The following is a 22,952-nucleotide window of genomic DNA, read 5'->3' on the forward strand; positions in this document are numbered from 1 at the left end:
GACTCCTGAAACTTTGCCGTCCATCGCTGCGCGTGACACCTGCAACGCGCGCAACCTGGAAGCGGCCTGGGCTGTGACTCTGGGTACATCTTCATGCTTGATACGCCTGAAGCCTTGAAACATGCAGCCTGAGGCTGAAGCGCCCGGTTGCGCGTGGAGTCGCAACCGGGCGCCCTGCTACCTTGCTTACTTCGTCTTCGCTGCCTTCGCGAGCGCTTCAACTGCGCTCTTCGAATCTTGCGTCGAGTTCATGAACTTCGTCACGACGTCGGTGATTGCACCAGCCGTTGCGTCAGGCTGAGCCATACCGTGTGCCAGCGACGGAACATAACCGCCAGCCTTGATCGCCGTCTGTTCGTCGGCGTACGACTGCTTGCCGCAGGCGTCGAACTTGTCCATGTTCACACCAAGGCGAACCGGAATCGAACCCTTGTACAGGCTGAACTGCTCCTGGAAGTCCGGGCTCATGATGGTCTTGGCAAGTGCCAGCTGGCCAGCCGTTGCATCCTTCGCGCCCTTCTGTGCGAAGAACACGAACGAGTCGACGTTGAACGTGTAGCCCTTGGCCGTACCCGGCACCGGTGCGCAGACATAGTCCGTACCCGGCTGCTTGTTCGCGTTCGCGAACTCGCCCTTCGCCCAGTCGCCCATGAACTGCATACCGGCCTTGCCGTTGATGACCATGGCCGTTGCCAGGTTCCAGTCGCGGCCGGTACGGCCGTTGTCCATGTACGACTCGATCTTGCGAACCGTGTCGAACACGCCGACCATCTGTTGCGAGGTCAGGGTCTTCTGGTCGAGGTCGACGATTGCCTTCTTGTAGAAGTCAGCGCCTTGCGACAGCACCACGTCTTCCCACAGCGTCAGGTCTTGCCACGGTTGACCGCCGGCAGCGACCGGCTGGATGCCGGCAGCCTTCAGCTTGTCAGCGAGGGCGAAGAATTCCGGCCACGTTGCCGGCGGCTGTGCGCCAACCTTGTCGAGCGCCGACTTGTTGATCCACAGCCAGTTCACGCGGTGCACCGAGAACGGTGCTGCGACGTAGTGGCCGTCAGCGTGCATGATCTTGTCGATCTGCGGCGGCAGGTTCTTCTTCCAGTCGCCGGCGACGGAGTCGATCGGCACCAGCACGCCCTGCTCCGCCCATTCCTGGATCAGCGGACCCTTGATCTGTGCTGCGCTCGGCGCGTTACCCGAGATCACTTGCGTCTTCAGTGCCGTCATGGCGGCTGCACCTGCACCGCCCGCAACCGCGAAGTCCTTCCAGGTGTACCCCTGCTTCTGCATGTCGTCCTTCAGGACGCCGACAGCCTTCGATTCGCCGCCCGAGGTCCACCAGTGCAGCACTTCGATCGACTCGGCTGCCTGAACTGCCGACACGCCACACATCAGACCTGCGGCGCACAAAGCGCCCATGATCGCGCGAAATTTCATTGCTTATCTCCTCCAGACACCTGAACAAAAAACAAATGGCCCCTGATGTCGCCAGGGTGCTGTGGTTGGTTCAAAACAGGCAAAACACTGGGCGATCGAGCCTCGGCCGGGCGCATGCGCGTGCATGGGCCGGCGTGCCGACGTTCGGCCGCAGGAAGCTCAGAAGATGAGTGGTACGGAATGCAACTTGACTGTCTCCTCTTTTGATTTTTGCCTGCCCGCGTCGCGCGCGGCAGACTCGAGGTGACCCACACGTTAACCCGGACACAGCGCGCTGCCGATTGCCGCCGGCGAACCCGCTGGCACGTGCAAAAACGTAATGTCCATTAACATGAAGGGGACGCCTGCCGATTCGGGAAAACGCGCATCTTGCTTACCCTCGCACGCTTTTTTCATCGAATTAGCGCTACCTCTTGATTTGGATTGTAGTTAAACTACAATTCAGTGTCAAAAAAAATTTTATCGGACTACGGTCGCCTGGAAGCGACCTTCGGACATCGACGGAGACACATGCTTACCGATTCAAGTTTCACCTTCGTTCTCTTCGGCGGAACCGGCGATCTGTCGATGCGCAAGATCCTGCCGGCTTTGTTTGAAGCACACCGTGCGAGCATGCTGGCGGAAAGCGGCAAGATCGTGGGGGTGGCGCGTCATGCGGAAGATCGCGAGGGTTACATCGAGTGGGTGAACGAGCACGTCAAGCCGTATGTCTCGAAGAACGGTCTCGATGAAGCAGCGTGGGACAGCTTCCTGAAGCGTATCGAGTATGTGAAGCTCGACCTTGGCAAGCCCGAAGACTTCGCGCTGCTGCGCGAGGCCGTGAATCCGCTGCCCGGTATCCGCGTCTTCTATCTGGCCACGGGGCCTTCGTTGTTCGTGCCGATCTGCCGCGCGCTCGCCGCGGTTGGCCTGAACAACAACGCGCGCATCGTGCTGGAAAAACCGCTCGGCTACGACCTGAAGTCGTCCAACGCCATCAACGACGCGGTGGGCGAAATCTTCGCCGAAGAACAGATCTACCGGATCGACCACTACCTCGGTAAGGAGCCGGTGCAGAACCTGCTCGCGCTGCGCTTCGGCAACGCGCTGTTCGAACCGCTGTGGCGCCGCGAATGGGTAGAAAGCATCCAGCTCACCATTGCCGAAGAACTCGGCGTCGAAGCGCGCGGCGACTTCTACGACAACACCGGCGCGCTGCGCGACATGGTGCAGAACCACTTGCTGCAGCTGCTTTCCATCGTTGCTATGGAACCGCCGCATTCGATGGATTCGGATTCGGTGCGCGACGAAAAGCTGCGCGTGCTGCGGGCGCTCAAGCCCATCGATCCGCGCGACATCGGCAAGGTCGCGGTGCGTGGCCAGTATCACTCCGGCGTGATCCGCGGTTCCGCCGTGCCGGCCTACGCTACCGAAGCCGGCGTGAAGCCAGACAGCACGACGGAGACCTTCGTCGCACTGAAAGTGGAGATCGAAAACTGGCGCTGGGCCGGCGTGCCGTTCTTCCTGCGTACCGGCAAGCGGCTCGCCGACCGGGTCGCGGAGATCGTCGTGAACTTTCGTCCGGTGCCGCATTCGGCGCTCGGTCCCACCGCGTTGCGCCCGGGTGCGAACCGGCTGGTGATCCGGCTGCAACCCAATGAAATGATCCGGCTCTACTGCCTCGCCAAGCAACCGGGCGAAGGCATGAACCTGTCCAGCGTGCACCTCGACCTCGCCTTCGACCAGTTCTTCCGCGAAGGCCAGATGGAGGCGTATCAGCGCCTGCTGCTCGACGTCATCAACGGCCGTCTTGCGCTGTTCGTGCGGCGCGACGAGCAGGAAGCGGCATGGCGCTGGGTCGAACCGATCCTGAACGAATGGGCGGCCAGCAACAAGCCGCCCAAGCCCTATGCAGCAGGCACGTGGGGACCGGCGGCTTCCAGCGCGATGCTTGCGCAGCATGGCACCTGCTGGCTCGAAGAAGAAAACTGACGGGCGGCGGCGCGGCGTGATCATGCGACCACCCCGCGTCTGCCACCGCATGGTTTCACCTATTCGCTGAACGGGGTGGCGCCATAACGGTGACGGTGACAGCACCCGGTTGCGGTCTACCGCATCCGGTCCGTGCATCATCAGCGTCACGCGTTACGGCATATCTCGCAGACCTCACAAGAATGCAGTACGGAGGAGAAATGATCGAGCTTCACGCTTTCGAAGATCAGCAAGCCCAATCCGATGCGCTGGCCAAAGCGGTGGGCGACGCATTGCATGCGTCGCTGGCCGCGCAGACCGGTGCATCAGCCGGCGCCGCCCAAGCGACGCTGGCCGTCTCGGGCGGCACGAGCCCGCGGCCGTTCCTGCAAACGTTATCCACGCAAGCCTTCGACTGGCCGCGCATTGCCGTGACGCTGGTCGACGACCGCTGGGTGGCCGACACCGACAAGGACAGCAATTCGCGTCTTGCGCACGAAACGCTGTTGCAGAACGCCGCCAAAGCCGCCGCGTTTTTCCCGCTGGTGGATTTCAGCCAGACGCTCGACGCGCACGTCGCCGCGCTCAACGCCGATGCCAGCCGAAAGATTCCCGACGTTGCGATCCTCGGCATGGGCGAAGACGGCCATACCGCGTCGATCTTCGCGGACTCGCCGGAGTGGGACTTTGCGCTCACGACGTCCGACCACTTTGTCGCCGTGCATCCGGGCGCTGCGCCGCATCCGCGCGTGAGCTGGTCGATGCCTGCGTTGAAGCAGGTGCGTCATCTATTTCTGTTGATTGCAGGACCGCGCAAGCTGGACGTGCTGAATGCCGCCGCCGCTGCGCCACAAAAAAATGCCATCTCGAAGCTGGCAAACGACAAGGGAGTGAGACTCGATGTCTACTGGTGTGAAAAGTAACGCCGTTCCAGGTGCGGGTCAGCATGCCGACGGACCCAGGCTGCTCGCCGACATCGGCGGCACCAATGCGCGCTTTGCGCTGGAGACGGGACCGGGCGAAATCGGCTCGGTGCAGGTGTACCCCTGCGCCGAGTATCCGGGCGTCGCCGAGGTCATCAAGAAGTACCTGAAAGATACGAAAATTGGCCGCGTGAATCATGCGGCGATTGCGATTGCGAACCCGGTCGACGGCGACCAGGTGAGCATGACCAACCACGACTGGACCTTTTCCATCGAGGCCACGCGCCGCGCGCTGGGCTTCGACACGCTGCTGGTGGTGAACGACTTCACCGCGCTGGCGATGGCGCTGCCGGGTCTCACCGACGCGCAACGCGTGCAGGTGGGCGGCGGCGCACGGCGGCCGAACAGCGTGATCGGTTTGCTGGGACCGGGCACGGGCATGGGCGTGTCGGGCCTGATTCCCGCAGACGACCGCTGGATTGCGCTGGGCAGCGAGGGCGGCCACGCCACGTTCGCACCCGCCGACGAACGCGAAGACATCGTGCTGCAATATGCGCGCAAGAAGTGGTCGCACGTTTCGTTCGAGCGGGTGGCGGCGGGCCCCGGTATCGAGGTCATCTACCGTGCGCTGGCAGGACGCGACAAGAAGCGCGTGCCCGCCAACTTCGACACGATCGAGATCGTCAAGCGCGCGCTGGAAGGTGAGCCGCTGGCCGCGGAATCCGTGGACGTGTTCTGCGGCATCCTGGGCACCTTCGCTGGCAATATCGCAGTGACGCTGGGTGCGCTGGGCGGCATCTACATTGGCGGCGGTGTGGTGCCGCGGCTGGGCGAATTCTTCGAGCGTTCGTCGTTCCGCAAGCGCTTCGAAGCGAAGGGCCGTTTCGAAGCGTATCTGCAGAACGTGCCCACGTACGTGATCACGGCAGAGTATCCGGCGTTCCTTGGCGTCTCCGCGATTCTGGCTGAACAGCTGTCGAATCGTGCCGGTGGCAGTTCGTCGGCCGTGTTCGAACGCATCCGTCAGATGCGCGATGCGCTGACGCCGGCTGAGCGACGCGTAGCGGACCTGGCGCTGAATCATCCGCGTTCGATCATCAACGATCCGATCGTCGACATTGCGCGCAAGGCCGACGTGAGCCAGCCGACGGTGATCCGCTTTTGCCGCTCGCTCGGTTGCCAGGGCTTGTCCGATTTCAAGCTGAAGCTGGCGACGGGCCTGACGGGCACGATCCCGGTGAGCCACAGCCAGGTGCACCTGGGCGACACTGCGACCGACTTCGGCGCGAAGGTGCTCGACAACACGATCTCGGCGATTCTGCAATTGCGCGAGCATCTGAATTTCGAGCATGTGGAACGGGCGATCGACCTGTTGAACGGCGCGCGCCGGATCGAGTTTTACGGCCTGGGCAATTCGAACATCGTCGCGCAGGACGCGCACTACAAGTTCTTCCGCTTCGGCATTCCGACGATTGCGTATGGCGACCTGTACATGCAGGCCGCGTCGGCTGCGTTGCTCGGCAAGGGCGACGTGATTGTGGCCGTGTCGAAGTCGGGACGCGCGCCGGAGTTGCTGCGCGTGCTGGAAGTAGCGATGCAGGCGGGCGCGCAGGTGATTGCGATTACGTCGAGCAATACGCCGTTGGCGAAGCGCGCGACCGTGGCGCTGGAGACGGATCACATCGAGATTCGCGAGTCGCAGTTGTCGATGATTTCGCGGATTCTGCATCTGGTGATGATTGATATTCTCGCCGTCGGGGTGGCGATTCGGCGGGCTGTGCCGAATGAGGAAGTGACTGAGGCGGTGTCTAAAGTGCGGCGTAGCGCGGATGATGATGCTACTGCGGTGCTGGACTGGCTTAGTCATGGGGCGGCTTCTTCGGCCGCAGATTAAGGTTTGTTTTTTGTTTTTTGTTTTTTGTTTTTTGCTCTGCGAGCGCTGGGGTTTTTTGACCCTGGCGCTTTTTTCATTTTTGGTTTTTCGATTTTTGCTTTTGGTTTTTTGTTTGTTCTGGTTTTGTTTGGGGTCCTTTGTTTTTTCTTGCTTCTTTTTGCCACGCTGTGCGGTCGGTCCGCGGCGTTGGCCTTTCCTTGTTTTCTTTTTGGTTTATTTGCGTTGCCCCTGTGCGGGGCGGCACCTACTTTTCTTTGCCGGCCGCAAAGAAAAGTAGGCAAAAGAAAGCGGGCTCACACCGCTAGCTTGTAGGTGTCCACCTCGCTACGCTTGCGGCGTTGGTCCGAGACAAGACCTTCCCTCGCATTTCCCTCGCTCGCGGCACAGCAGTCATTCATCCCGCTCCGCACGCCGTGCGTCGCCAGCCGGGTCCGCTAAGGCCTACGCGCTCCGCGCCTGGCCCGATACCCCCTCCCCTCCACCTGGGCTTCCCCAACTGTCTTCACCTAGCTGCGTTCGTTTAGCTGCGTTCGTTTAGCTGTGTGCATTAGCTGTGTGCATTAGCTGTGGGTGTTTGGCTGTGGGTGTTTGGCTGTGGGTGTTTGGCTGTGGGTGTTTGGCTGTGGGTGTTTGGCTGTGGGTGTTTGGCTGTGGGTGTTTGGCTGTGAGTTTTAGCTTGTGCTTTGGGGTGTTGGGCTGCGAGGCTACTGGCTCGCATGGCGGATGACGCATAACGAAGAGCTGTTATGCCCTTCAACGGAGCGCGAAGCGCGAAGTGGAGCGGATGACTGCCTGGTCACGGGAGGGTAGTGATGTGGGGGACGGTCTTGTCTCGGACCAACGCCGCAAGCGTAGCGAGGTGGACACCTACAAGCTGGCGGTGTGAGCCGCTTTCTTTTGCCTACTTTTCTTTGCGGCCGGCAAAGAAAAGTAGGTGCCGCCCCGCACAGGGGCAACGCTAATAAACCAAAAACAAAACAAGGAAAGGCCAAAGACCAAAGGCGCAACGAACAAAAGACCAAAAACCAACAGCGCCGCAGGCAAAAAAACCCCAAAAACCTAAACCAATACCCCCGGCACCGGCCGCCCATGCCATCTAACAACTAACAAACGCCCCAGATAACAAAGCACCCCGGCAACGCCAATAGTAACCCCCATACCCGTCGGCGAAACGCCCTCCCACAGACCAACAGCAACACTGGACAACGCCCCCAGCGCCAACTGCACCGCCCCAAACACCGCCGCGGCCGCGCCGGCATTCTGCGGATACCGATGCATCAAATCCGTCGTGCAATTCGCCGACAACAATCCCACCACGCCCACCACGAAAAACAACCCGGCAACGATCGACCACAACCCGCCCCACCCGGTCAAACACACCAGCGAAACGAACAGCGACGCGCAACAACTCACCAGTGCCGAGAACGAAATGATCCGAAGCGATCCAAGCCGACCGATCAACCGCGTGTTCAGAAAGTTGCCGAACATGATCCCCACGATATTCAGCCCAAACAAAAATCCATAGTGCTGCGCCGAGACGTGGAAGTACTCGATATAAACAAACGGTGTCGCCGTGATATACGCAAACATCGAGGCAAACGCCATCCCGCCGCACAACATGTGCCCCCACGCCACCGGGTCGCGCAGCAATTTGCCGTACGCGGCGAACGATTTCAGCACCGCCGCATGTTTGCGCTTCTCGCGCGGCCATGTCTCCGGCACCCGCAAATAAGCTGTTACCGCGCACACGGTTCCGAACAGCGTCAGCGCCACGAACACGACGCGCCAGCCGCCCAGCAACAGCAACTGGCCGCCAATCAATGGCGCCAGCAGCGGACCAATCGACGTCACGATCGACAGCATCGACAACACTCTCGCCGCGTCGGTCGGTTCGTGGGCGTCGCGGGCAATCGCGCGCGCCAGCACCGATGCCGCGCCTGCGCCCAACGCCTGCACGAAGCGGAACGTCACCAGCGATCCAATCGAAAACGACAGCCCGCACGCAATGCTTGCCAGCGCATACATGATGATGCCGCCCAGCAACACCGGCCGGCGTCCGAACGAATCGGACAGCGGTCCGTACAGCAGCATGCCCACCGAGAAGCCCAGCATGAAGCTCGTGAGCGTCGTTTGCGCAGCACCTGTCGAGACGAGAAACGCCTGCGCGATGGACGGCAAACTCGGCAGGTACATATCAATCGAAATCGGCCCGCACGCGGCCAGCGCGCCAAGCAACAGAATCAGCCGGCCATCGGGCCGGCGCGGGGTGACGTGAGACATGGGAATCCGGAAGAGGCAGCCCATTCGCTGATGCGCCGGGCCGCAAAAATAGTGAAGCTGCTAAGGTGTGACTAAGGTCAATTGTACGCGACGGTTAACCCGGTGTGTCCGCGCGGCACGGTTCAGCGCTGCGCGACATGACGCAACCTGGCGCGACACGTTGGCCGCTACCCGCTGCATGCCGCATCGGCATCGGTAATCGCAGTCGCGGCCACGACCGCAAACCCAAAGGCAAGGCAATCGCGACCACAACCGCAACCGAAACTGCAACCGAAACTGCAACCGCAACTGCAACCGCAACTGCAACCGCAACTGCAACTGCAACTGCAACTGCAACTGCAACTGCAACCAAAGCCAAACCCCAACCCAAACCCCATCCACCACGACCAATCGGTTAAGCTGCCGCTTCGCACCATCACCGTATCGTTGCTCGCTCGACATGACTGCCTTCCTGCTGATCTGGAGCCCCAAGAAGTGGCCTTGGCCGGAGTTGCCTGACGTCGCCAGACGGGTCGCCACCGGCGAAGCCGTGACGGACGTCTGGGGCTGCGGCGTCGCCCGCAGCATCCTGCCCGGCGACCGCGTCTTCCTGCATCGCGTCGCGCAGGAACCGCGCGGCATCTTCGGCTCGGGCTACGTCACACGCGCTCCGTACGAGGTGCCCGACGCCCACAGCAAACGTGGCTATCGGCTATGCATCGACTTCGTCTACGACTGGCTCGTGGACGCGCATCAGGCGGTCGTCATCCCCCGTGATGCATTGCGCGTGCATCCCTTCTCGGTACAGACCTGGGACGCCCAGGCATCGGGCACCTCCATCAAACCGGTGGCCGAGGGCGCGCTCGAGAAACGCTGGGCCGAACTGACAGGCAAACGCAAGCCGCCCCCAATCGACTCAACCGGCCCACTTGGCCCGGCCGCCTCGCCGCCCGGCTCCGCCCAGTCCAGCAAGGTTTCCGCTCATGCCGCCGCGCGGGCGAGATCAAACCTGGCTGCCCGAACAGCCTCGCCGGCCGCACCTCAGCCGGTGCCGAAGCCGGCCATCAAGCGGCTCCGGTAGCGCCCCGCTGCCCGCCAGCACCGGCCGATTCCGCGCGACTCCGGTACAATTTCAGCCAACAATCGGGTCCTTGCGGGGGCGCTGCGGGGTCGCCGCGCCAGATGCGAGGCGGGTGTAAGGTCGGACACAGCAGGCGCGTGGCGAGGGTTTCGATAGCTCACCGCCGTCGGCTTGCCTTCCACCGGTCATCGACCCCATCGCATCGAGGTCGCCCGTATCGCCCGTTGCGCGCGCCCCTGTGCAGCGCTCTCTGTGCATTCCTATCAGGCAGGTCTAACGTCATGTCCAGCAATTCCAGAAACGAAGCGCTCTTCGAACGCGCTCAAGTCACCATCCCCGGCGGTGTCAACTCGCCGGTGCGCGCCTTCCGTTCGGTGGGCGGCACGCCCCGCTTCATCGAGCGCGCCCAGGGCGCCTACTTCTGGGACGCCGACGGTCAGCGCTACATTGATTACATCGGCTCGTGGGGCCCGATGATTCTCGGTCACGTTCATCCCGAAGTGCTCGAAGCCGTGCAGCGCGTGCTCGTGAACGGCTTTTCGTTCGGCGCGCCGACGGAATCCGAAGTGGCCATCGCCGAAGAAATCTGCAAACTGGTGCCGTCCATCGAACAGGTCCGCATGGTTTCGAGCGGCACGGAAGCCACCATGAGCGCGCTGCGTCTCGCACGCGGCTTCACCAATCGCAGCCGCATCGTCAAGTTCGAGGGCTGCTATCACGGCCACGCGGACAGCCTGCTGGTCAAGGCCGGTTCGGGTCTGCTGACCTTCGGCAATCCCACTTCCGCAGGCGTGCCGGTGGACATTGCGAAGCACACCACGGTTCTCGAATACAACAACGTCGCCGCGCTCGAAGAAGCCTTCAAGGCCTTCGGCAACGAGATCGCCTCGGTGATCGTCGAACCGGTGGCCGGCAACATGAACCTCGTGCGCGCCACGCCAGAATTCCTGCAGGCGCTGCGCCGTCTGTGCACGGAATACGGCGCCGTGCTGATTTTCGATGAAGTGATGTGCGGCTTCCGCGTGGCGCTCGGCGGCGCGCAGCAACTGTATGGCATCACGGCCGACCTCACCTGCCTCGGCAAGGTGATCGGCGGCGGCATGCCGGCGGCGGCCTTCGGCGGACGGCGCGACATCATGGCCCATCTTGCGCCGCTCGGCGGGGTATATCAGGCGGGCACGCTGTCGGGCAATCCGATTGCCGTCGCGGCCGGCCTGAAGACCTTGCAACTGATCCAGGCACCCGGCTTCTATGACACGCTCGCCGCGCGCACCACGCGTCTCGTCGAGGGCCTCACTGGCGTGGCTCGTGAAGCCGGAGTGCCGTTCGCGGCGGATGCGCTCGGCGGCATGTTCGGTCTCTACTTCGCCGACAAGGTCCCCGCGAGCTTCGCTGAAGTCACGCAAAGCGACGTGCCGCGCTTCAATGCGTTCTTCCACAAGATGCTCGACGCGGGCGTGTACTTCGCGCCATCGGCGTACGAGGCGGGTTTTGTGTCGAGTGCGCATGACGACGCCATCATCGACGCCACGATCGAAGCCGCACGCGGCGCCTTCGCGTCGCTCGCAAGCTGATCCGCGTCTACGAAGAGCAAGCACTACCGAACCGCATTTCGCCTCTCGCACTCAACGGACGCCGATGTTCTCGCAAACCGATTTTGTCCATATGGAACGCGCGCTCGCTCTCGCGAAGCGCGGCATGTACACGACCGATCCGAACCCACGCGTCGGTTGCGTGCTGGTGAAGAACGACGAGGTGATTGGTGAAGGCTTCACGCAGCCGGCCGGGCAGGATCATGCGGAAGTGCGGGCGTTGAAGGATGCCCGCTCGCGCGGTCACGATCTGCGTGGCGCCACGGCCTACGTGACGCTCGAACCCTGCAGCCACTTTGGCCGTACGCCGCCGTGCGCGAACGCGCTGATCGACGCGCAGGTCGGGCGGGTGGTCGCGGCAATGGAAGACCCGAACCCGCAGGTCTCGGGGCGTGGACTCAGAATGCTGCGCGACGCCGGCATCGAAGTGCGCTGCGGCCTGCTCGCCAATGAGGCGTACGAACTGAACATCGGCTTCGTCACGCGTATGACGCGCGGCCGGCCGTGGGTGCGCATGAAAGTGGCGGCCTCGCTCGACGGCCGCACTGGTCTGCCCTCGGGTGCAAGCCAGTGGATCACCGGCGAAGCGGCGCGCGCCGATGGCCACGCCTGGCGCGCACGGGCGTCAGCGATTCTGACGGGCATCGGCACGGTCCGCGAAGACGATCCGCGCATGACGGTGCGTGCCGTCGATACGCCGCGCCAGCCGCAACGCGTGCTGATCGACAGCCAGCTCGACGTCCCGCCCACCGCGCAGATTCTGGCGGGCGCGCCGACGCTGATCTTCTGCGGCAATCTCGACGCGCGCCACGCGGAACGCGCGGCGGCGCTGCGCGACCGCGGCGCTGAACTCGTGCAGTTGGCTAATCCGGCCGGCAAGGTCGATCTGCCGGCCGTGCTGAAAGTGCTCGGCGAGCGCAACGTCAACGAGTTGCACGTGGAGGCCGGCTACAAGCTGAACGGCTCACTGCTGCGCGAAGGCTGCGTCGACGAACTGCTGATTTACCTGGCGCCGAGTCTGCTCGGCATGGATTCGATGAGCATGTTCAACCTGCCTGCGCCGGCCACGCTCGATGAACGCGTGCGCCTGAATTTCCACTCGGTCGACCGGATCGGCGACGACGTGCGCATTCTGGCGCGCTTCGAGCCGGCCACTGTCGGCTAAGCTTGGTCGATAAGGCACCCACAGCAATTCGAAACAGACAAGGAATCGACACGATGTTTACCGGAATCGTCGCGGCAGTGGGCCGCATTGAATCAGTCAAACCCCTCGGCAACGATGGGGACGCGGGTGTGCGTCTGAATGTCGAAGCGGGCGGCCTCGATCTCGACGACGTGCAGCTCGGCGACAGCATCACCATCCAGGGCGCGTGCATGACCGTGGTGGCGAAGACGGTGCATTCGTTCGAAGTGGATGTGTCGCGCGAGAGCCTGAATTGCACGGTCGGACTCGGTGAGCCGGGCGAAGTGAATCTGGAGAAGGCGCTGCGGGCGCACGACCGGCTCGGCGGCCACATCGTTTCGGGGCACGTCGACGGCCTCGGCACGGTCACGCGTTTCGCGCCAGTCGGCGAGTCGCATGAACTGCGTGTGCTTGCGCCGCGCGAGATTGGCCGCTATCTGGCGTACAAAGGTTCGATTACCGTCAACGGTGTGAGCCTGACGGTCAACTCCGTCGAAGATCGCGACGACGGCTGCGAGTTCTCGATCAATCTGATTCCGCATACGGTGGAAGTCACCGCGCTCAAGCATCTGCACGAAGGCGCGCAGGTGAATCTGGAGATCGATCTGATTGCGCGGTATGTGGAGCGGATGCTGTCCACCTCGGAAAACGGCCGAAATCCGTTGAAATAATCCGACCATTAAAAGCGCGGCCCCACCGGCGATCGCGTCTTTACCTTGGCCGGGCATCGGGCGATGATGGAAGTTGGCAGCGGAACAATCTAATCTGGTAGTTATGTGTCGGCGTTAGCTCGTGATCGACCGGTGAGCGCGCCGCACAGTCGAACCCGGAGATCATCATGCAGATTGCAAAAGTCATCGTCGGAGTGGCGGTCCTGTTCGGCGCCACCGTGGCCCATGCCGATGGATTCGACATCAAGCGGTCCATCTCGAACGGCCGGGAATTGCGCCTGCTGGAGCACACACCCGAATGCGACGGCGGTCCTGGCGCGTTCATCACGCGCAAGGGCAAGCAGCTCGATCAAACCTGCCATGTCGTGCTGACGCCGAAAGGCGCCACGGTAGAAATGCCGGCTTTCGAGCCACGGGTGTTCTTCCCGCGTGACACGCTCTACCCGAACTCGTAAGCGGGTTGCCTGGTCAGCAGCTTACGCAGTTATCCGCTGCGGCATCACTATTGGGTGAAATGACGGCATTCAGAGCCGGATGATTTATTCATTGCATTAACCCGAACGTCCACACTTCCTCCATCAGCGCCCCCATTCCCGTTTTCACCCCATAGTCACTGGCACCACTCGCGCCTATACTCCCCCTCAGCCGATTGGACGCCGCGCAGCGCGTAAAACAAGTCGAGCGTCACAAGTCGGACTCATAACCTGGAGGAAGACAAAATGAAGCGATTCGTGTCCCGCTGTATGGTTGTGGTCTCAACGGTCATGGTCTGTTCACTTTCGGGACTGGCGCAGGCCGATGCGGGTCATCCCGTGGTGGCGTTGCTGCCCGGCGTGGTCGATCCGTTTTACTTCACCATGCATCGCGGCGCCGAACGGGCCGCCAAAGAAGAAAACGTCGAATTGCTGTTTCAGGTTCCCAAAGAATGGAACACCAGCGAGCAGGTGCCGATTCTCAAGGCATTTATCGCCAAACATCCTGACGTACTGCTGATTTCGCCAGTCGACAAGCAGCAGCTCATTCAACCGCTGAAGGAAGCCGCGGACGCCGGCATCAAGGTCATCACCGTCGATACGTATATCGGCGACGGCCACTATCAGACGGGCAAGGGCGACGCCGATTTCCCCCTCTCCTATATCGCCTCGGACAACCTCGAAGGTGGACGCGTCGCAGCACGGGCGCTGGCCAAAGCCATCGGCGACAAGGGCACGGTCTACTGCGAGAACAACAAGCCCGGCATCTCGAGCACGGATGCACGCGCCGAAGGCTTCGCGGACGAGATGAAGAAGCATCCGAATATCAAGGTGCTGCAAACGCTCTACAACGAGGATGACGCCAACCAGGCCGCCGCTCACGTCGCCGCCGTGCTGGCGCGCAATCCGGATCTCGCCGGCGTGTTCGGCGCCAACACCTTCTCCGGCAGCGGCGCGGCGCAGGGCGTCAAGGCGGCCGGCAAGCAAGGTGCGGTCAAGGTAGTGGTGTTCGATGCCGTTCCAGGCATCGACAAGGAGATCAAGAGCGGTCTCGTCGATATCGCGATTGCGCAGCGTCCCGACGAAATCGGCTACTACGGCGTCAAGTTCGCATCCGACGTGATCCACGGCAAGAAAGTGCCGACGCTCAAGAGCACGGGCTTCGAGGTTCTCGACAAGAACAACATCGACCAGCCCGACATGCAGAAGTACATCTATTCGAACTAGCCGGCAACGCTGGCTGAAGTCATGGATCGTCCTCGCCGCGTGCGTTCCCGCGCACGCGGTGTCTGCTTCCGACAACGCGGATCACTTCATGGATAACTCGCGTCTCGACCGGTTCGCTCTGGTCACCCGGCTATGGCCGTGGCTGTTCCTCGCCGCCCTGCTGGTTTTTTTCGAGGTGTACGCCCAGGTCTCGGCGCACCGCTCGTTTCTGCTCAACGCCTACAACCTGCAATCCATCGGGCTCGCCGCAGCCGCGCCGCTGCTACTCGCCATCGGTCAGACCTTCGTGATCATCACGGCCGGCATCGATCTCTCCGCGGGCTTCGTGATGGGGCTCGCGGCCGTCTGCGTCGCGCAGTTCACGCTGTTCGGCAACGGCTCGCCGTGGATCCTGCTCGCTTCCATCCCGGTGACGATTGCGGTGTGTCTGATCCCTGGGCTCGTCAACGGTGTGCTGATTGCGTGGCTGCGCGTGCCTGCCTTCATCGGCACGCTCGGCATGTACGGCGTGGCGCGCGGCGCGGGGTTTCTCGCGGCGGGCAGCGGCATGACGGTTTCGGTGGATAACCCCGGCCTCGTCAAGCTCGGCAGCGGCTGGGCGCCGGTGATCCTGACCGCCGTGCTGCTGATCGTCATGCATCTGCTGCTCTCGAAGACCCGCTTCGGTCAATACACGTACGCGATTGGCGGCAATCCGCAATCCGCCGTGCGCGCCGGTATCAACGTCAAACGCCATCTGTTGATGGTGTATGTGATCGCCGCAGCATTCGCCGCAGTAGGCGGCATCATCTATACCGCGCGGTTCGCGGCGGGCGCCGCCAATGCCGGTGAGCCGATGCTGCTCGATTCGATCGCCGCGGTGGTGATTGGCGGCGCGAGCCTGTTTGGCGGCACCGGCAACGTCATCGGCACATTGATCGGCGCGCTGATCATCGCGGTGATCCAGTTCGGCCTCGTGTTTATCGACGTCAACGCGTTCTGGCAATTCATCGTGGTGGGCATCGTCATCATCCTGTCGGTGCTGATCGATCAATACAAGGACCGTCTCGGAGGTGCCCAATGAGCACGCCGATCCTGGAGGTACGCAACGTCTCGATCCGCTTTGGCGGCGTCGAAGCGCTCAAGCGTGTGTCGTTGCAGTTGTTGCCCGGCGAAGTGCTGGCGCTGGCGGGCGACAACGGCGCGGGCAAGTCGACGCTGATCAAGATTCTCTCGGGTGTCTATCACGCCGATCAGGGCGACCTGCTGTTCGACGGTGCGCCGTTGCAGTTACGCGATCCGCAGGACGCGCGTGCACAGGGCATCGAGACCATCTATCAGGACCTTGCTCTCGCGGACAACCTGGACGTGGGCAGCAACATTTTTCTCGGACGTGAACCCACGCGGCGGCAACTCGGCTTTCAGGTGATCGATCGGCCACGCATGGCGCAGGTCGCGCGTGAAGTGCTGGAGCGTCTCGACATCGTGATTCCGGAGCGCAAGCTGGGTGGCCCGGTGAAGATGCTCTCGGGCGGTCAGCGTCAGGCCATTGCGATTGGACGCGCGATTTACTGGAACGCACGCGTGCTGATAATGGACGAGCCCACGGCCGCGCTCGGCGTGCCCGAACAGCGCAAGGTGATGGAGTTGATTACGACGCTGAAAGCCCAGGGCGTGTCCGTGATTCTGATCTCGCACAATCTGCACGACATCTTTGCGATTGCCGATCGCATCGTTGTCTTGCGGCGCGGTGAAGTGGCGGGTGAGCGGCAAGTCCAGCAAACCAAGGGCGATGAGATCGTGCATCTGATGGTGGGTGACACGTACGCGAGCCCCAGCTAGCGGGAATAACGTTTGCTGCATCATCAGGCCTGCCCAACGCGGGAAGACGTTTGAAAGGATGCCTGATGATGCACAAGGATGATTCCCCGCAGCCCATGCGCCGGCGCGTGTTGACGTCTTTGGGTGCACTGCTGCTCGGCTCGCTCGAGATCGGCTCGTTGGCCGACGCCGCTGAAGCCACCCAGCACGCTGCCGTCGCTCACGCCCCGCGCCTCGAAACCGTGGCTACTTTCGATGACGACTTTCGCCTCGTCGGCATCGGCGTCTCGCGACACGGGCGCGTGTTTGCGACGGCGCCGTCGCCGGTCAAGCGATCCATCTACAGCATGGTGGAAGTCGATCCGAAAAGCGGCGCGTTGACACCGTTTCCCGATGCGGACTGGAACAACTACAAGCCAGACGAAGACGGCACGCATCAATGGATTTCGGTGCAGGCGCTATGGGTGGACGAGCAGGATCATCTGTGGGTCCTGGACTCGTCGCTGGCCAAGGTGGATCAGAGCCGTCAGCCGCCCAAGCTGGTCGAATTCGATCTCGCAACGCGCCAGGTGCTGCGTCAGTTCAGCTACGACAAGGTGGTGACGCCGAAAGATTCGATCAACGATATTCGCGTGGATCTCCAGCACGGTTACGCGTACATGAGCAATGCGGATAACCGGGGCGGCGTGGTGGTCACGAATCTGCAGAGCGGGGAATCTCGCCTGTTGCTGGCGGGTGATCGTTCAGCCGTAGCGGACGCCAATCAGCATTTGATGTTCGGCGACCGGATTGCACGTAAGCCTAATGGCGAGAACGTCGTGATCCAGACGGACGGCATCGCGATTTCGCCGGATCGCAACTGGCTCTACTACCGCGCGCTCACCGATCATCACTATTGGCGCATTCCAACGGCGGCGTTGATCGACACATCGCTCTCAGCGGAGGAGGTGTCGCAGCGCGTTGAATCGCTCGGTGACGGTGCGTTGACCGGCGGCCTGATCATGAGCCCGGCGGGCGTGCTGTACGGCGGCGATCTCGAGAATCGCACAGTGGTGGCGTTCAATATCGTGCAGCGTGACGGCAAGCCGACGCTCGACCAGACGACCTTCGTTGCGCCGCATCCACAGCTTTCATGGGCCGATGGCTTTGCCATCTCGAACGGCTACCTGTACTTCGCGGACTCGCATCTGCACGAACTCGATAACTTCTCGAACGGCTATCCGCGTCAGGGCAAGTTCACCATCTTCCGGGTGCGTTTGCCGCAGCAGCCACGACGTGGGCTGGCAGGGTGATGGATACGCAGCGCCTCACCCAGCCCTGCCCACCGGCGGGAAGCGTTTGCGGTTACGGCTAAACGTGACGCGTCGGAACCGCTCCTGCTTGTGCTCTTCGTCGAAGTGCGCGAGCGACGGCTTGACCAGATCGCTACGCGAAACCACACCGACGATGCGCAGACTCCCGCGGTCGGCCACCACCGGCAACCGTTCGAGACCTTGAACCGCCAGCCGCGTGGCAACGAGCCGGCAGGTCTCATCCGGTAACGCCACGATGGGTGCCGTGCCGCTGAAAAGATCAGCAATGCGGGCGTTGGAGAGTTGCTCTGGGTGTTCGTCACGGAAACGTTCGAGCGTCATGCGATCCACCATGCCAACCAACGCGCCAGCGTTCACCACTGGATACGCGCGATGCTGCTGCGTGGCGCCGAAATGCGTGCTCAGTGCCTCATGCACCGGCATGTCGGCGTCGATGCTCGCGACGGAGGACGACATCACCTCGTCCACGTAATGCCGCTCCAGCGGATCGACGCCATACTCGCGATAGATGTGGTAGCCACGGCGCGCGATCTTCTCCGTCATGATGGAGCGTCGCATCACGACCGTTGCGAAGCCGTGCGCGACCAGCGTAGCGGCGAGCAGCGGCAACAGCGCGTTAGCGTCGTGCGTCAGGCCAAAGGCAAACACGATGGCCGTGAGCGGCGCGCCAAGCGTGGCGCCCAGTGTGGCAGCCATACACACCAGCGGCCACAGCGCCGCATCATTACCGGGCAGCACGTGTCCGAGCACCGTGCCGAGTCCGGCGCCCAGCATCAGCAGCGGCGCAAGTACCCCGCCCGATGTGCCGGACCCAAGCGCGATGACCCAGATCACGGCTTTGACGACGAGGATGGAGACCGCGATCTGCAGCGCGATGTGTTGATGCAGCAGATCACCAATCACGTCATACCCCACACCGAGCGCGCGCGGCTCGATCAGGCCGCCAATGCCCACCGCGAGGCCGCCTAGTGCGGGCCACCACATCCAGTGGATGGGCAGCTTGCCGAACAGATCTTCGGTCTTGTACAACGCCGCCGAAAGCCCGGAGGCGAGCGCACCGCTCAGCAATCCGGCAATCACACAGGACACCAGCGAAAGCGCGCCGGCCGGTGCGGTTTCGAGCGGAAACAGCGGACCTGTGCCAAAGAAAATCGCCCGTGCGAATCCCGCCACGGCACACGCCAATGCCACCGGCAGGAAACTGCGCGGGCGCCATTCGAACAGCAACAATTCGACCGCCAGCAACACCGCCGCCACCGGCGTGCCGAACACGGCCGTCATGCCCGCGGCCGCGCCGGCGACCAGCAAGGTCTTGCGCTCCGCAGACGTCACCTTCACGCACTGTGCGATCAGCGAACCGAGCGCGCCGCCCGTCATGATGATCGGACCTTCCGCGCCAAACGGACCACCGCTGCCGATCACGATGCCAGACGAAAGCGGTTTGAGAATCGCGACCTTCGGCGACATGCGGCTCTTGCCGAACAGAATGGCTTCGATCGCTTCGGGGATGCCGTGCCCGCGAATTTTCTCGGAGCCGTAGCGTGCGATCAAACCCACGATCAGGCCACCCACGATGGGAATCAGAATCACCCATGCGCCAAGCGTGTTTTGCGCGGGAGAGCGATCCGCGAAGGAAAACGCGCCGAAGAAAAACAGATTGGTGAAAAGATGAATCAGGCTGAGCAGTACGAAAGCGGCGAGCGTGCTCAGCAGGCCGATGACCGCCGCGAGTGCGGAGATACCTGGCAACCGTGCGTTCGACGAAAAGTCACGCTTATGAGTGTTGTGCATCATGATTACTCGACATCGATCTGGGGAACATTGAACGCGCCTTTGAGCGACTTCAGTTCGGCGCGGTGCATTTGCGCGAGGCGCGACAGCACCTGCTCGCCGGCTTTCAGCAGATGCACTTCCACCTGGCGGCGATCCGTGCCACTGACCTTGCGCTGCACGAGATCCAGCGCCTCGCAGCGCGACACCAGCGCGACCACGCCGTGATGCTGCGCCTGCAGCCGTTCGGCAAGCTCGCCGATAGTCGCCCAGTCGCGCTCCGGGTAGCCCTTGATATGCAGGAGTAAAAGGTATTGCAGCGGCGTAATGCCCTCGCCCTGCGCGGCCTGCTCGGAAAAGCGCTCGAAACGCCGCATCTGATAGCGGAATTCGGAGAGTTGCTCGAAGTCCGCTTTGGTCAATCCGCGTGTGAGGGTTTTCATTGACGCTCCAGAGGCCATCGCGCATTGCGAAAACGCGATTGTATCACGACGTGATATGTTATGCCGGAGCGTTCAATGCTGGGAACTGAGGGCGATGGGCGGTGTTATTTTTCTTGCTGCTGACGCCGCCAGTGTCCATTCGTGCGCTAATGACCCGCCAGCGACGCCGCGACAAGCTGCTTGAACGGCGTGACGTGCTCACCGAAACGCAGCATGAGATTTCTCGCCAGCTTCGCGGGCAGACGGTCATCCGTATAAACGCGGGTGATGAATGCGGTGATCAGATAGAGCGGGCGCGTCGAACGCCGGTGGTGGTTTTCGTAGCGCTTCAGGAGCGCGTCGTCTGCGATGTCGAGACCGTTTGCCTCGGCGCCTATCAACGCGCGCGACAGCGCGTCGATACCTGACAGACCGAAATTGAAGCCGTGCGCGGTCACGGGATGCATGCCCACCGCCGCATCCCCAACCGTTGCAAACCGCTTGCCGACGAATCGTCTGGGATAAACCGAAACCAGCGGATAGGCGTGACGTGTGGTGGCGAGCGTCATCCGGCCCAGCCTGCGCTCGAAGCGCCGCTCGATCTCATGATTGAACGCTTGATCGTCCAGACTCATGAGACGGTCTATCTCACGACCCGCCAGCGTGACCACCACGGATGACCGGAATGCGCCGCTCGCAGGCTCCGGATTCATGGGCAGCAGCGCAAGCGTCTGTCCATAGCCGAACCATTCCCACGCCGCGTGGTGATGCGGCACATCGTGCGTCATGCCGCACACCAGCATCGACTTTCCGAAGTCGTGCATGTCCGCGGAAATTCCCATCATCCTTCGAGTGGGAGAGTAGCGGCTATCAGCGGCAATGACGAGGCGCGCTGATATTGACTGGCCACTCTCCAGTTGCACCTTCGCACCGGCATCGCCTGTTTCGACGCCAATCACCCGCTCCGCTGCGATAACCTCGACTTCGCCGTCCTCATGGCACGCGTGAATCGCATCGTAAGCCGCCTTGCGGATCAAATGATTCGGCACGAGCCAGCCGAGTTCTGTGTACGCGCTCAACTCGTGTCCAATGCCAAGCGCAAAGGGCGACGAACCGTTGAAAATCTTCGCATCCGTCAGGCTGGATTTCGACGCCGGATCGATCCTGTCCCAGACATCCAGATTCTTCAGGATTTCGACTGATTTTTGCGTGAGCGCAATTTCCCTGCCATCGAACTTCGGATTCTCCAGCTCGCCCAACGCCTGTTGATCAACGAGCACAATGTCGAGGCCCGACTTGCACAAGGAACGCGCGAGACACAGTCCGGCAGGACCGGCACCGACGATGACGATATCTGTTTCCATGACACTTCCAGAGTTGATGGGCTCTTGTCCGATGCACCGCTGCGCACAGACAGACCGCACGCACACGCTGACTGCGCATGCTGGTTGCGCGAGTTAATTGCGCACGATAAGAGGCACCCACTCTATTGCCTATCGCCCCGAAGAACGAGGCGACAAAGCGCCGCGACGGCCAAGGAGCTAGTACCAAAGACGTATTCCGGCCACGCGGCAAGTCACATAGAGTCCGGAGTCATGCAAGGCCGACCGCGCAGCCCTTGCCGCGCCTTAAAAACCGGTTACGCGGACTGACGCCCGCCACCATGCGCCAGCGAAACCCCCGCCGAGGCCGACAGGTCCTCCACTGCGAGGCGGATCGCCGCGATCAGCGCACGTGCCGCCGGCGATGGCGCGCCCTCAGCCCGCACCATCAGGCCGATGTTGCGTTGCATGTTGTGGAGCGGCACATCCAGCATGACGAGTTGCCCCGACTCGCACTCGTAGTGCAGTTGTTGCGCGGACAGCGCAGCCAGCATGTCGGTATGCAGCAGCAGGCCGCGGATCACCGCGAGGTCGGCCGTTTCCACCGTGGGCAGCGGCGGCTTGAGGTTCACACGGCGAAACTGCGATTCGAACAGGCGGCGTGCAGGTGCCTGGCTGCGCGGCAAAATCCATTGGGCGTACCGCAAGTCTTCGATGCTCAGTCCGCGTGACTGTGCGAGCGGATGATCGCGGCGCGCCAGCACGGCCATTTCTTCAGTCATCAAGCGTTCGTTGTGCAAGCCGCTGCCTGGCTCGTCGGAACGCAAGGCCCCAAGAATGAAATCGACGTCGCCCGCGCGCAAGCTCGCCACCAGCGTCTCGTACGCGCTTTCGTCCGTCGCGACCCGCACGCCGGGGTGCCATTCGATCAGGCGAGCGATGGCATTGGGCAGGATCAACGTACGCCCGAGCGGCAGCGCACCCACCGTCACCGCGCCCTGAATATTGCCGTGCAGCGCCGCGATGTCATCCGGTACATGACGTAGCTCGTTCAGCGCACGGCGCACGTGCAGCAGAAAGGTCTCGCCTTCCGGCGTCAGCACGATTCCACGTGGGCTGCGATCGAACAGGCGCAGACCCGAGCCGCTTTCGAGCACCCGGATCGCGCTGCTCACCGCGGGTTGACTGATGCCGAACGCGCTTGCCGCAGTCGGCATGTGACGATGACGGGCCAGCGCCACGAATATCTGCAGCCGGCGCGTGTTCAGCAGGTAGGCCGGCAGTGCGCCTTCTACCAGCGTGCGGCGACGCGTTTGCTGCGCCACGCTCCATATCGTGAGTTCACCCAGCTCGGCGAAGATCCGGTCGCAGCGCTTGAGTACCGCGCGCCCGGTTGGAGTCGGCAACATGCCGGACGGTTTGCGCTCGAAGAGCGGTTCGCCCAGCGCCGCTTCGAGCTCCTGCACGGAGCGCGTGACGGCGGACTGGGCGCGAAAGAGTTCGGCGGCAGCACGCGTGGCGCTGCCGGTGTCGGCGACCAGTTTGAAGGCCCGCAGATGCGCGAGGTTGAGAAGTTCGCTATTGCTCACGCCAGGCTCACGCTTTATTCACGCTCGTTGTTTACGTTCGTTATCCACC

Annotated in this window: 19 protein-coding genes; 12 read left to right on the forward strand and 7 right to left on the reverse strand. The window is 62.3% G+C overall.

The window, feature by feature from the left end; all coding sequences use genetic code 11:
* Positions 1-186: 186 nt before the first annotated feature.
* Complete coding sequence (locus D0B32_RS17935) at positions 187-1,434, reverse strand: ABC transporter substrate-binding protein (RefSeq protein ID WP_117335456.1); 1,248 nt, start codon at positions 1,432-1,434, stop codon at positions 187-189.
* Between the two features lie 510 nt (positions 1,435-1,944).
* Between D0B32_RS17935 and zwf the strand changes: the two genes are divergently transcribed.
* The 3 genes from zwf (at position 1,945) to D0B32_RS17950 (ending at position 6,201) form a co-directional block, all read left to right on the forward strand.
* The gene (gene zwf / locus D0B32_RS17940) at positions 1,945-3,405 is read left to right on the forward strand and encodes a glucose-6-phosphate dehydrogenase (RefSeq protein ID WP_117335458.1); all 1,461 of its coding nucleotides are present in this window, start codon (positions 1,945-1,947) and stop codon (positions 3,403-3,405) included.
* Positions 3,406-3,605: 200 nt separating this feature from the next.
* Positions 3,606-4,307, forward strand: coding sequence for a 6-phosphogluconolactonase (gene pgl / locus D0B32_RS17945; RefSeq protein ID WP_117335732.1), 702 nt, complete (start codon positions 3,606-3,608; stop codon positions 4,305-4,307).
* Positions 4,285-6,201: a bifunctional transcriptional regulator/glucokinase gene (locus D0B32_RS17950; protein WP_117335460.1), complete on the forward strand. Its 1,917-nt coding sequence runs from the start codon at positions 4,285-4,287 to the stop codon at positions 6,199-6,201. The genes pgl and D0B32_RS17950 overlap by 23 nt, the downstream gene beginning before the upstream one ends.
* Here the strand turns inward: D0B32_RS17950 and D0B32_RS17955 are convergent.
* Positions 6,198-6,482, reverse strand: a complete 285-nt coding sequence (locus D0B32_RS17955; RefSeq protein ID WP_117335462.1) for a hypothetical protein — start codon at positions 6,480-6,482, stop codon at positions 6,198-6,200. The genes D0B32_RS17950 and D0B32_RS17955 overlap by 4 nt on opposite strands.
* Before the next feature lie 778 nt (positions 6,483-7,260).
* Positions 7,261-8,481 carry a Bcr/CflA family multidrug efflux MFS transporter gene (locus D0B32_RS17960; RefSeq protein ID WP_117335734.1) on the reverse strand — a complete coding sequence of 407 codons (1,221 nt, stop codon included), beginning with the start codon at positions 8,479-8,481 and terminating at the stop codon, positions 7,261-7,263.
* 439 nt (positions 8,482-8,920) lie between these two features.
* Between D0B32_RS17960 and D0B32_RS17970 the strand changes: the two genes are divergently transcribed.
* The 9 genes from D0B32_RS17970 to D0B32_RS18010 all read left to right on the forward strand — a co-directional run bounded on the left by D0B32_RS17970 (position 8,921) and on the right by D0B32_RS18010 (position 17,779).
* Positions 8,921-9,541 (forward strand): hypothetical protein, encoded by a 621-nt coding sequence (locus D0B32_RS17970; protein ID WP_117335466.1) that lies wholly within the window; start codon positions 8,921-8,923, stop codon positions 9,539-9,541.
* Between the two features lie 281 nt (positions 9,542-9,822).
* Entirely contained in the window at positions 9,823-11,115 is a 1,293-nt protein-coding gene (gene hemL, locus D0B32_RS17975) for a glutamate-1-semialdehyde 2,1-aminomutase (protein ID WP_117335468.1), read from the forward strand.
* Positions 11,116-11,179: 64 nt separating this feature from the next.
* The gene (ribD, locus tag D0B32_RS17980; RefSeq protein WP_117335470.1) at positions 11,180-12,298 is read left to right on the forward strand and encodes a bifunctional diaminohydroxyphosphoribosylaminopyrimidine deaminase/5-amino-6-(5-phosphoribosylamino)uracil reductase RibD; all 1,119 of its coding nucleotides are present in this window, start codon (positions 11,180-11,182) and stop codon (positions 12,296-12,298) included.
* Between the two features lie 53 nt (positions 12,299-12,351).
* Complete coding sequence (locus tag D0B32_RS17985; RefSeq protein WP_117335472.1) at positions 12,352-12,987, forward strand: riboflavin synthase; 636 nt, start codon at positions 12,352-12,354, stop codon at positions 12,985-12,987.
* Positions 12,988-13,154: 167 nt separating this feature from the next.
* Positions 13,155-13,442, forward strand: a complete 288-nt coding sequence (locus D0B32_RS17990; RefSeq protein ID WP_117335474.1) for a hypothetical protein — start codon at positions 13,155-13,157, stop codon at positions 13,440-13,442.
* A 309-nt stretch (positions 13,443-13,751) separates the two neighbouring features.
* The gene (locus D0B32_RS17995) at positions 13,752-14,687 is read left to right on the forward strand and encodes an ABC transporter substrate-binding protein (protein ID WP_220444944.1); all 936 of its coding nucleotides are present in this window, start codon (positions 13,752-13,754) and stop codon (positions 14,685-14,687) included.
* A gap of 88 nt (positions 14,688-14,775) precedes the next feature.
* Complete coding sequence (locus D0B32_RS18000) at positions 14,776-15,750, forward strand: ABC transporter permease subunit (RefSeq protein WP_117335478.1); 975 nt, start codon at positions 14,776-14,778, stop codon at positions 15,748-15,750.
* Positions 15,747-16,508 carry an ATP-binding cassette domain-containing protein gene (locus D0B32_RS18005; protein ID WP_117335480.1) on the forward strand — a complete coding sequence of 254 codons (762 nt, stop codon included), beginning with the start codon at positions 15,747-15,749 and terminating at the stop codon, positions 16,506-16,508. The genes D0B32_RS18000 and D0B32_RS18005 overlap by 4 nt, the downstream gene beginning before the upstream one ends.
* A 65-nt stretch (positions 16,509-16,573) precedes the next feature.
* On the forward strand, positions 16,574-17,779 hold the full coding sequence (locus tag D0B32_RS18010) for an L-dopachrome tautomerase-related protein (RefSeq protein WP_117335482.1): 1,206 nt from the start codon (positions 16,574-16,576) through the stop codon (positions 17,777-17,779).
* Between the two features lie 15 nt (positions 17,780-17,794).
* On the opposite strand, the gene D0B32_RS18015 is transcribed toward D0B32_RS18010, so the two are convergent.
* From D0B32_RS18015 to D0B32_RS18030, 4 genes are all read right to left on the reverse strand, one after another.
* The gene (locus D0B32_RS18015; RefSeq protein ID WP_117335484.1) at positions 17,795-19,594 is read right to left on the reverse strand and encodes a chloride channel protein; all 1,800 of its coding nucleotides are present in this window, start codon (positions 19,592-19,594) and stop codon (positions 17,795-17,797) included.
* Between the two features lie 2 nt (positions 19,595-19,596).
* On the reverse strand, positions 19,597-20,013 hold the full coding sequence (locus D0B32_RS18020) for a MarR family winged helix-turn-helix transcriptional regulator (RefSeq protein WP_117335486.1): 417 nt from the start codon (positions 20,011-20,013) through the stop codon (positions 19,597-19,599).
* A gap of 146 nt (positions 20,014-20,159) precedes the next feature.
* Positions 20,160-21,356 carry a 5-demethoxyubiquinol-8 5-hydroxylase UbiM gene (ubiM, locus tag D0B32_RS18025; protein WP_117335488.1) on the reverse strand — a complete coding sequence of 399 codons (1,197 nt, stop codon included), beginning with the start codon at positions 21,354-21,356 and terminating at the stop codon, positions 20,160-20,162.
* 275 nt (positions 21,357-21,631) lie between these two features.
* A complete protein-coding gene (locus D0B32_RS18030; RefSeq protein WP_117335490.1) occupies positions 21,632-22,903 on the reverse strand; it encodes a LysR family transcriptional regulator in 1,272 nt (423 codons plus the stop codon).
* Between the last annotated feature and the right edge of the window lie 49 nt (positions 22,904-22,952).

The organism is Paraburkholderia sp. DHOC27, assembly GCF_003429005.1.
Classification (GTDB): Bacteria; Pseudomonadota; Gammaproteobacteria; order Burkholderiales; family Burkholderiaceae; genus Paraburkholderia.

Bases quoted from the DNA above. Each gene is read 5' to 3' on its own strand.
- D0B32_RS18020 (WP_117335486.1), bottom strand. From the start codon at position 20,013: ATGAAAACCCTCACACGCGGATTGACCAAAGCGGACTTCGAGCAACTC.
- D0B32_RS18010 (WP_117335482.1), top strand. From the start codon at position 16,574: ATGATGCACAAGGATGATTCCCCGCAGCCCATGCGCCGGCGCGTGTTG.
- hemL (WP_117335468.1), top strand. From the start codon at position 9,823: ATGTCCAGCAATTCCAGAAACGAAGCGCTCTTCGAACGCGCTCAAGTC.
- D0B32_RS17960 (WP_117335734.1), bottom strand. From the start codon at position 8,481: ATGTCTCACGTCACCCCGCGCCGGCCCGATGGCCGGCTGATTCTGTTG.
- D0B32_RS18005 (WP_117335480.1), top strand. From the start codon at position 15,747: ATGAGCACGCCGATCCTGGAGGTACGCAACGTCTCGATCCGCTTTGGC.
- D0B32_RS17950 (WP_117335460.1), top strand. From the start codon at position 4,285: ATGTCTACTGGTGTGAAAAGTAACGCCGTTCCAGGTGCGGGTCAGCAT.
- D0B32_RS17995 (WP_220444944.1), top strand. From the start codon at position 13,752: ATGGTCTGTTCACTTTCGGGACTGGCGCAGGCCGATGCGGGTCATCCC.
- D0B32_RS17990 (WP_117335474.1), top strand. From the start codon at position 13,155: ATGCAGATTGCAAAAGTCATCGTCGGAGTGGCGGTCCTGTTCGGCGCC.
- D0B32_RS18000 (WP_117335478.1), top strand. From the start codon at position 14,776: ATGGATAACTCGCGTCTCGACCGGTTCGCTCTGGTCACCCGGCTATGG.
- ribD (WP_117335470.1), top strand. From the start codon at position 11,180: ATGTTCTCGCAAACCGATTTTGTCCATATGGAACGCGCGCTCGCTCTC.
- D0B32_RS17935 (WP_117335456.1), bottom strand. From the start codon at position 1,434: ATGAAATTTCGCGCGATCATGGGCGCTTTGTGCGCCGCAGGTCTGATG.
- D0B32_RS17970 (WP_117335466.1), top strand. From the start codon at position 8,921: ATGACTGCCTTCCTGCTGATCTGGAGCCCCAAGAAGTGGCCTTGGCCG.
- D0B32_RS17985 (WP_117335472.1), top strand. From the start codon at position 12,352: ATGTTTACCGGAATCGTCGCGGCAGTGGGCCGCATTGAATCAGTCAAA.
- ubiM (WP_117335488.1), bottom strand. From the start codon at position 21,356: ATGGAAACAGATATCGTCATCGTCGGTGCCGGTCCTGCCGGACTGTGT.
- zwf (WP_117335458.1), top strand. From the start codon at position 1,945: ATGCTTACCGATTCAAGTTTCACCTTCGTTCTCTTCGGCGGAACCGGC.
- D0B32_RS18015 (WP_117335484.1), bottom strand. From the start codon at position 19,594: ATGATGCACAACACTCATAAGCGTGACTTTTCGTCGAACGCACGGTTG.
- pgl (WP_117335732.1), top strand. From the start codon at position 3,606: ATGATCGAGCTTCACGCTTTCGAAGATCAGCAAGCCCAATCCGATGCG.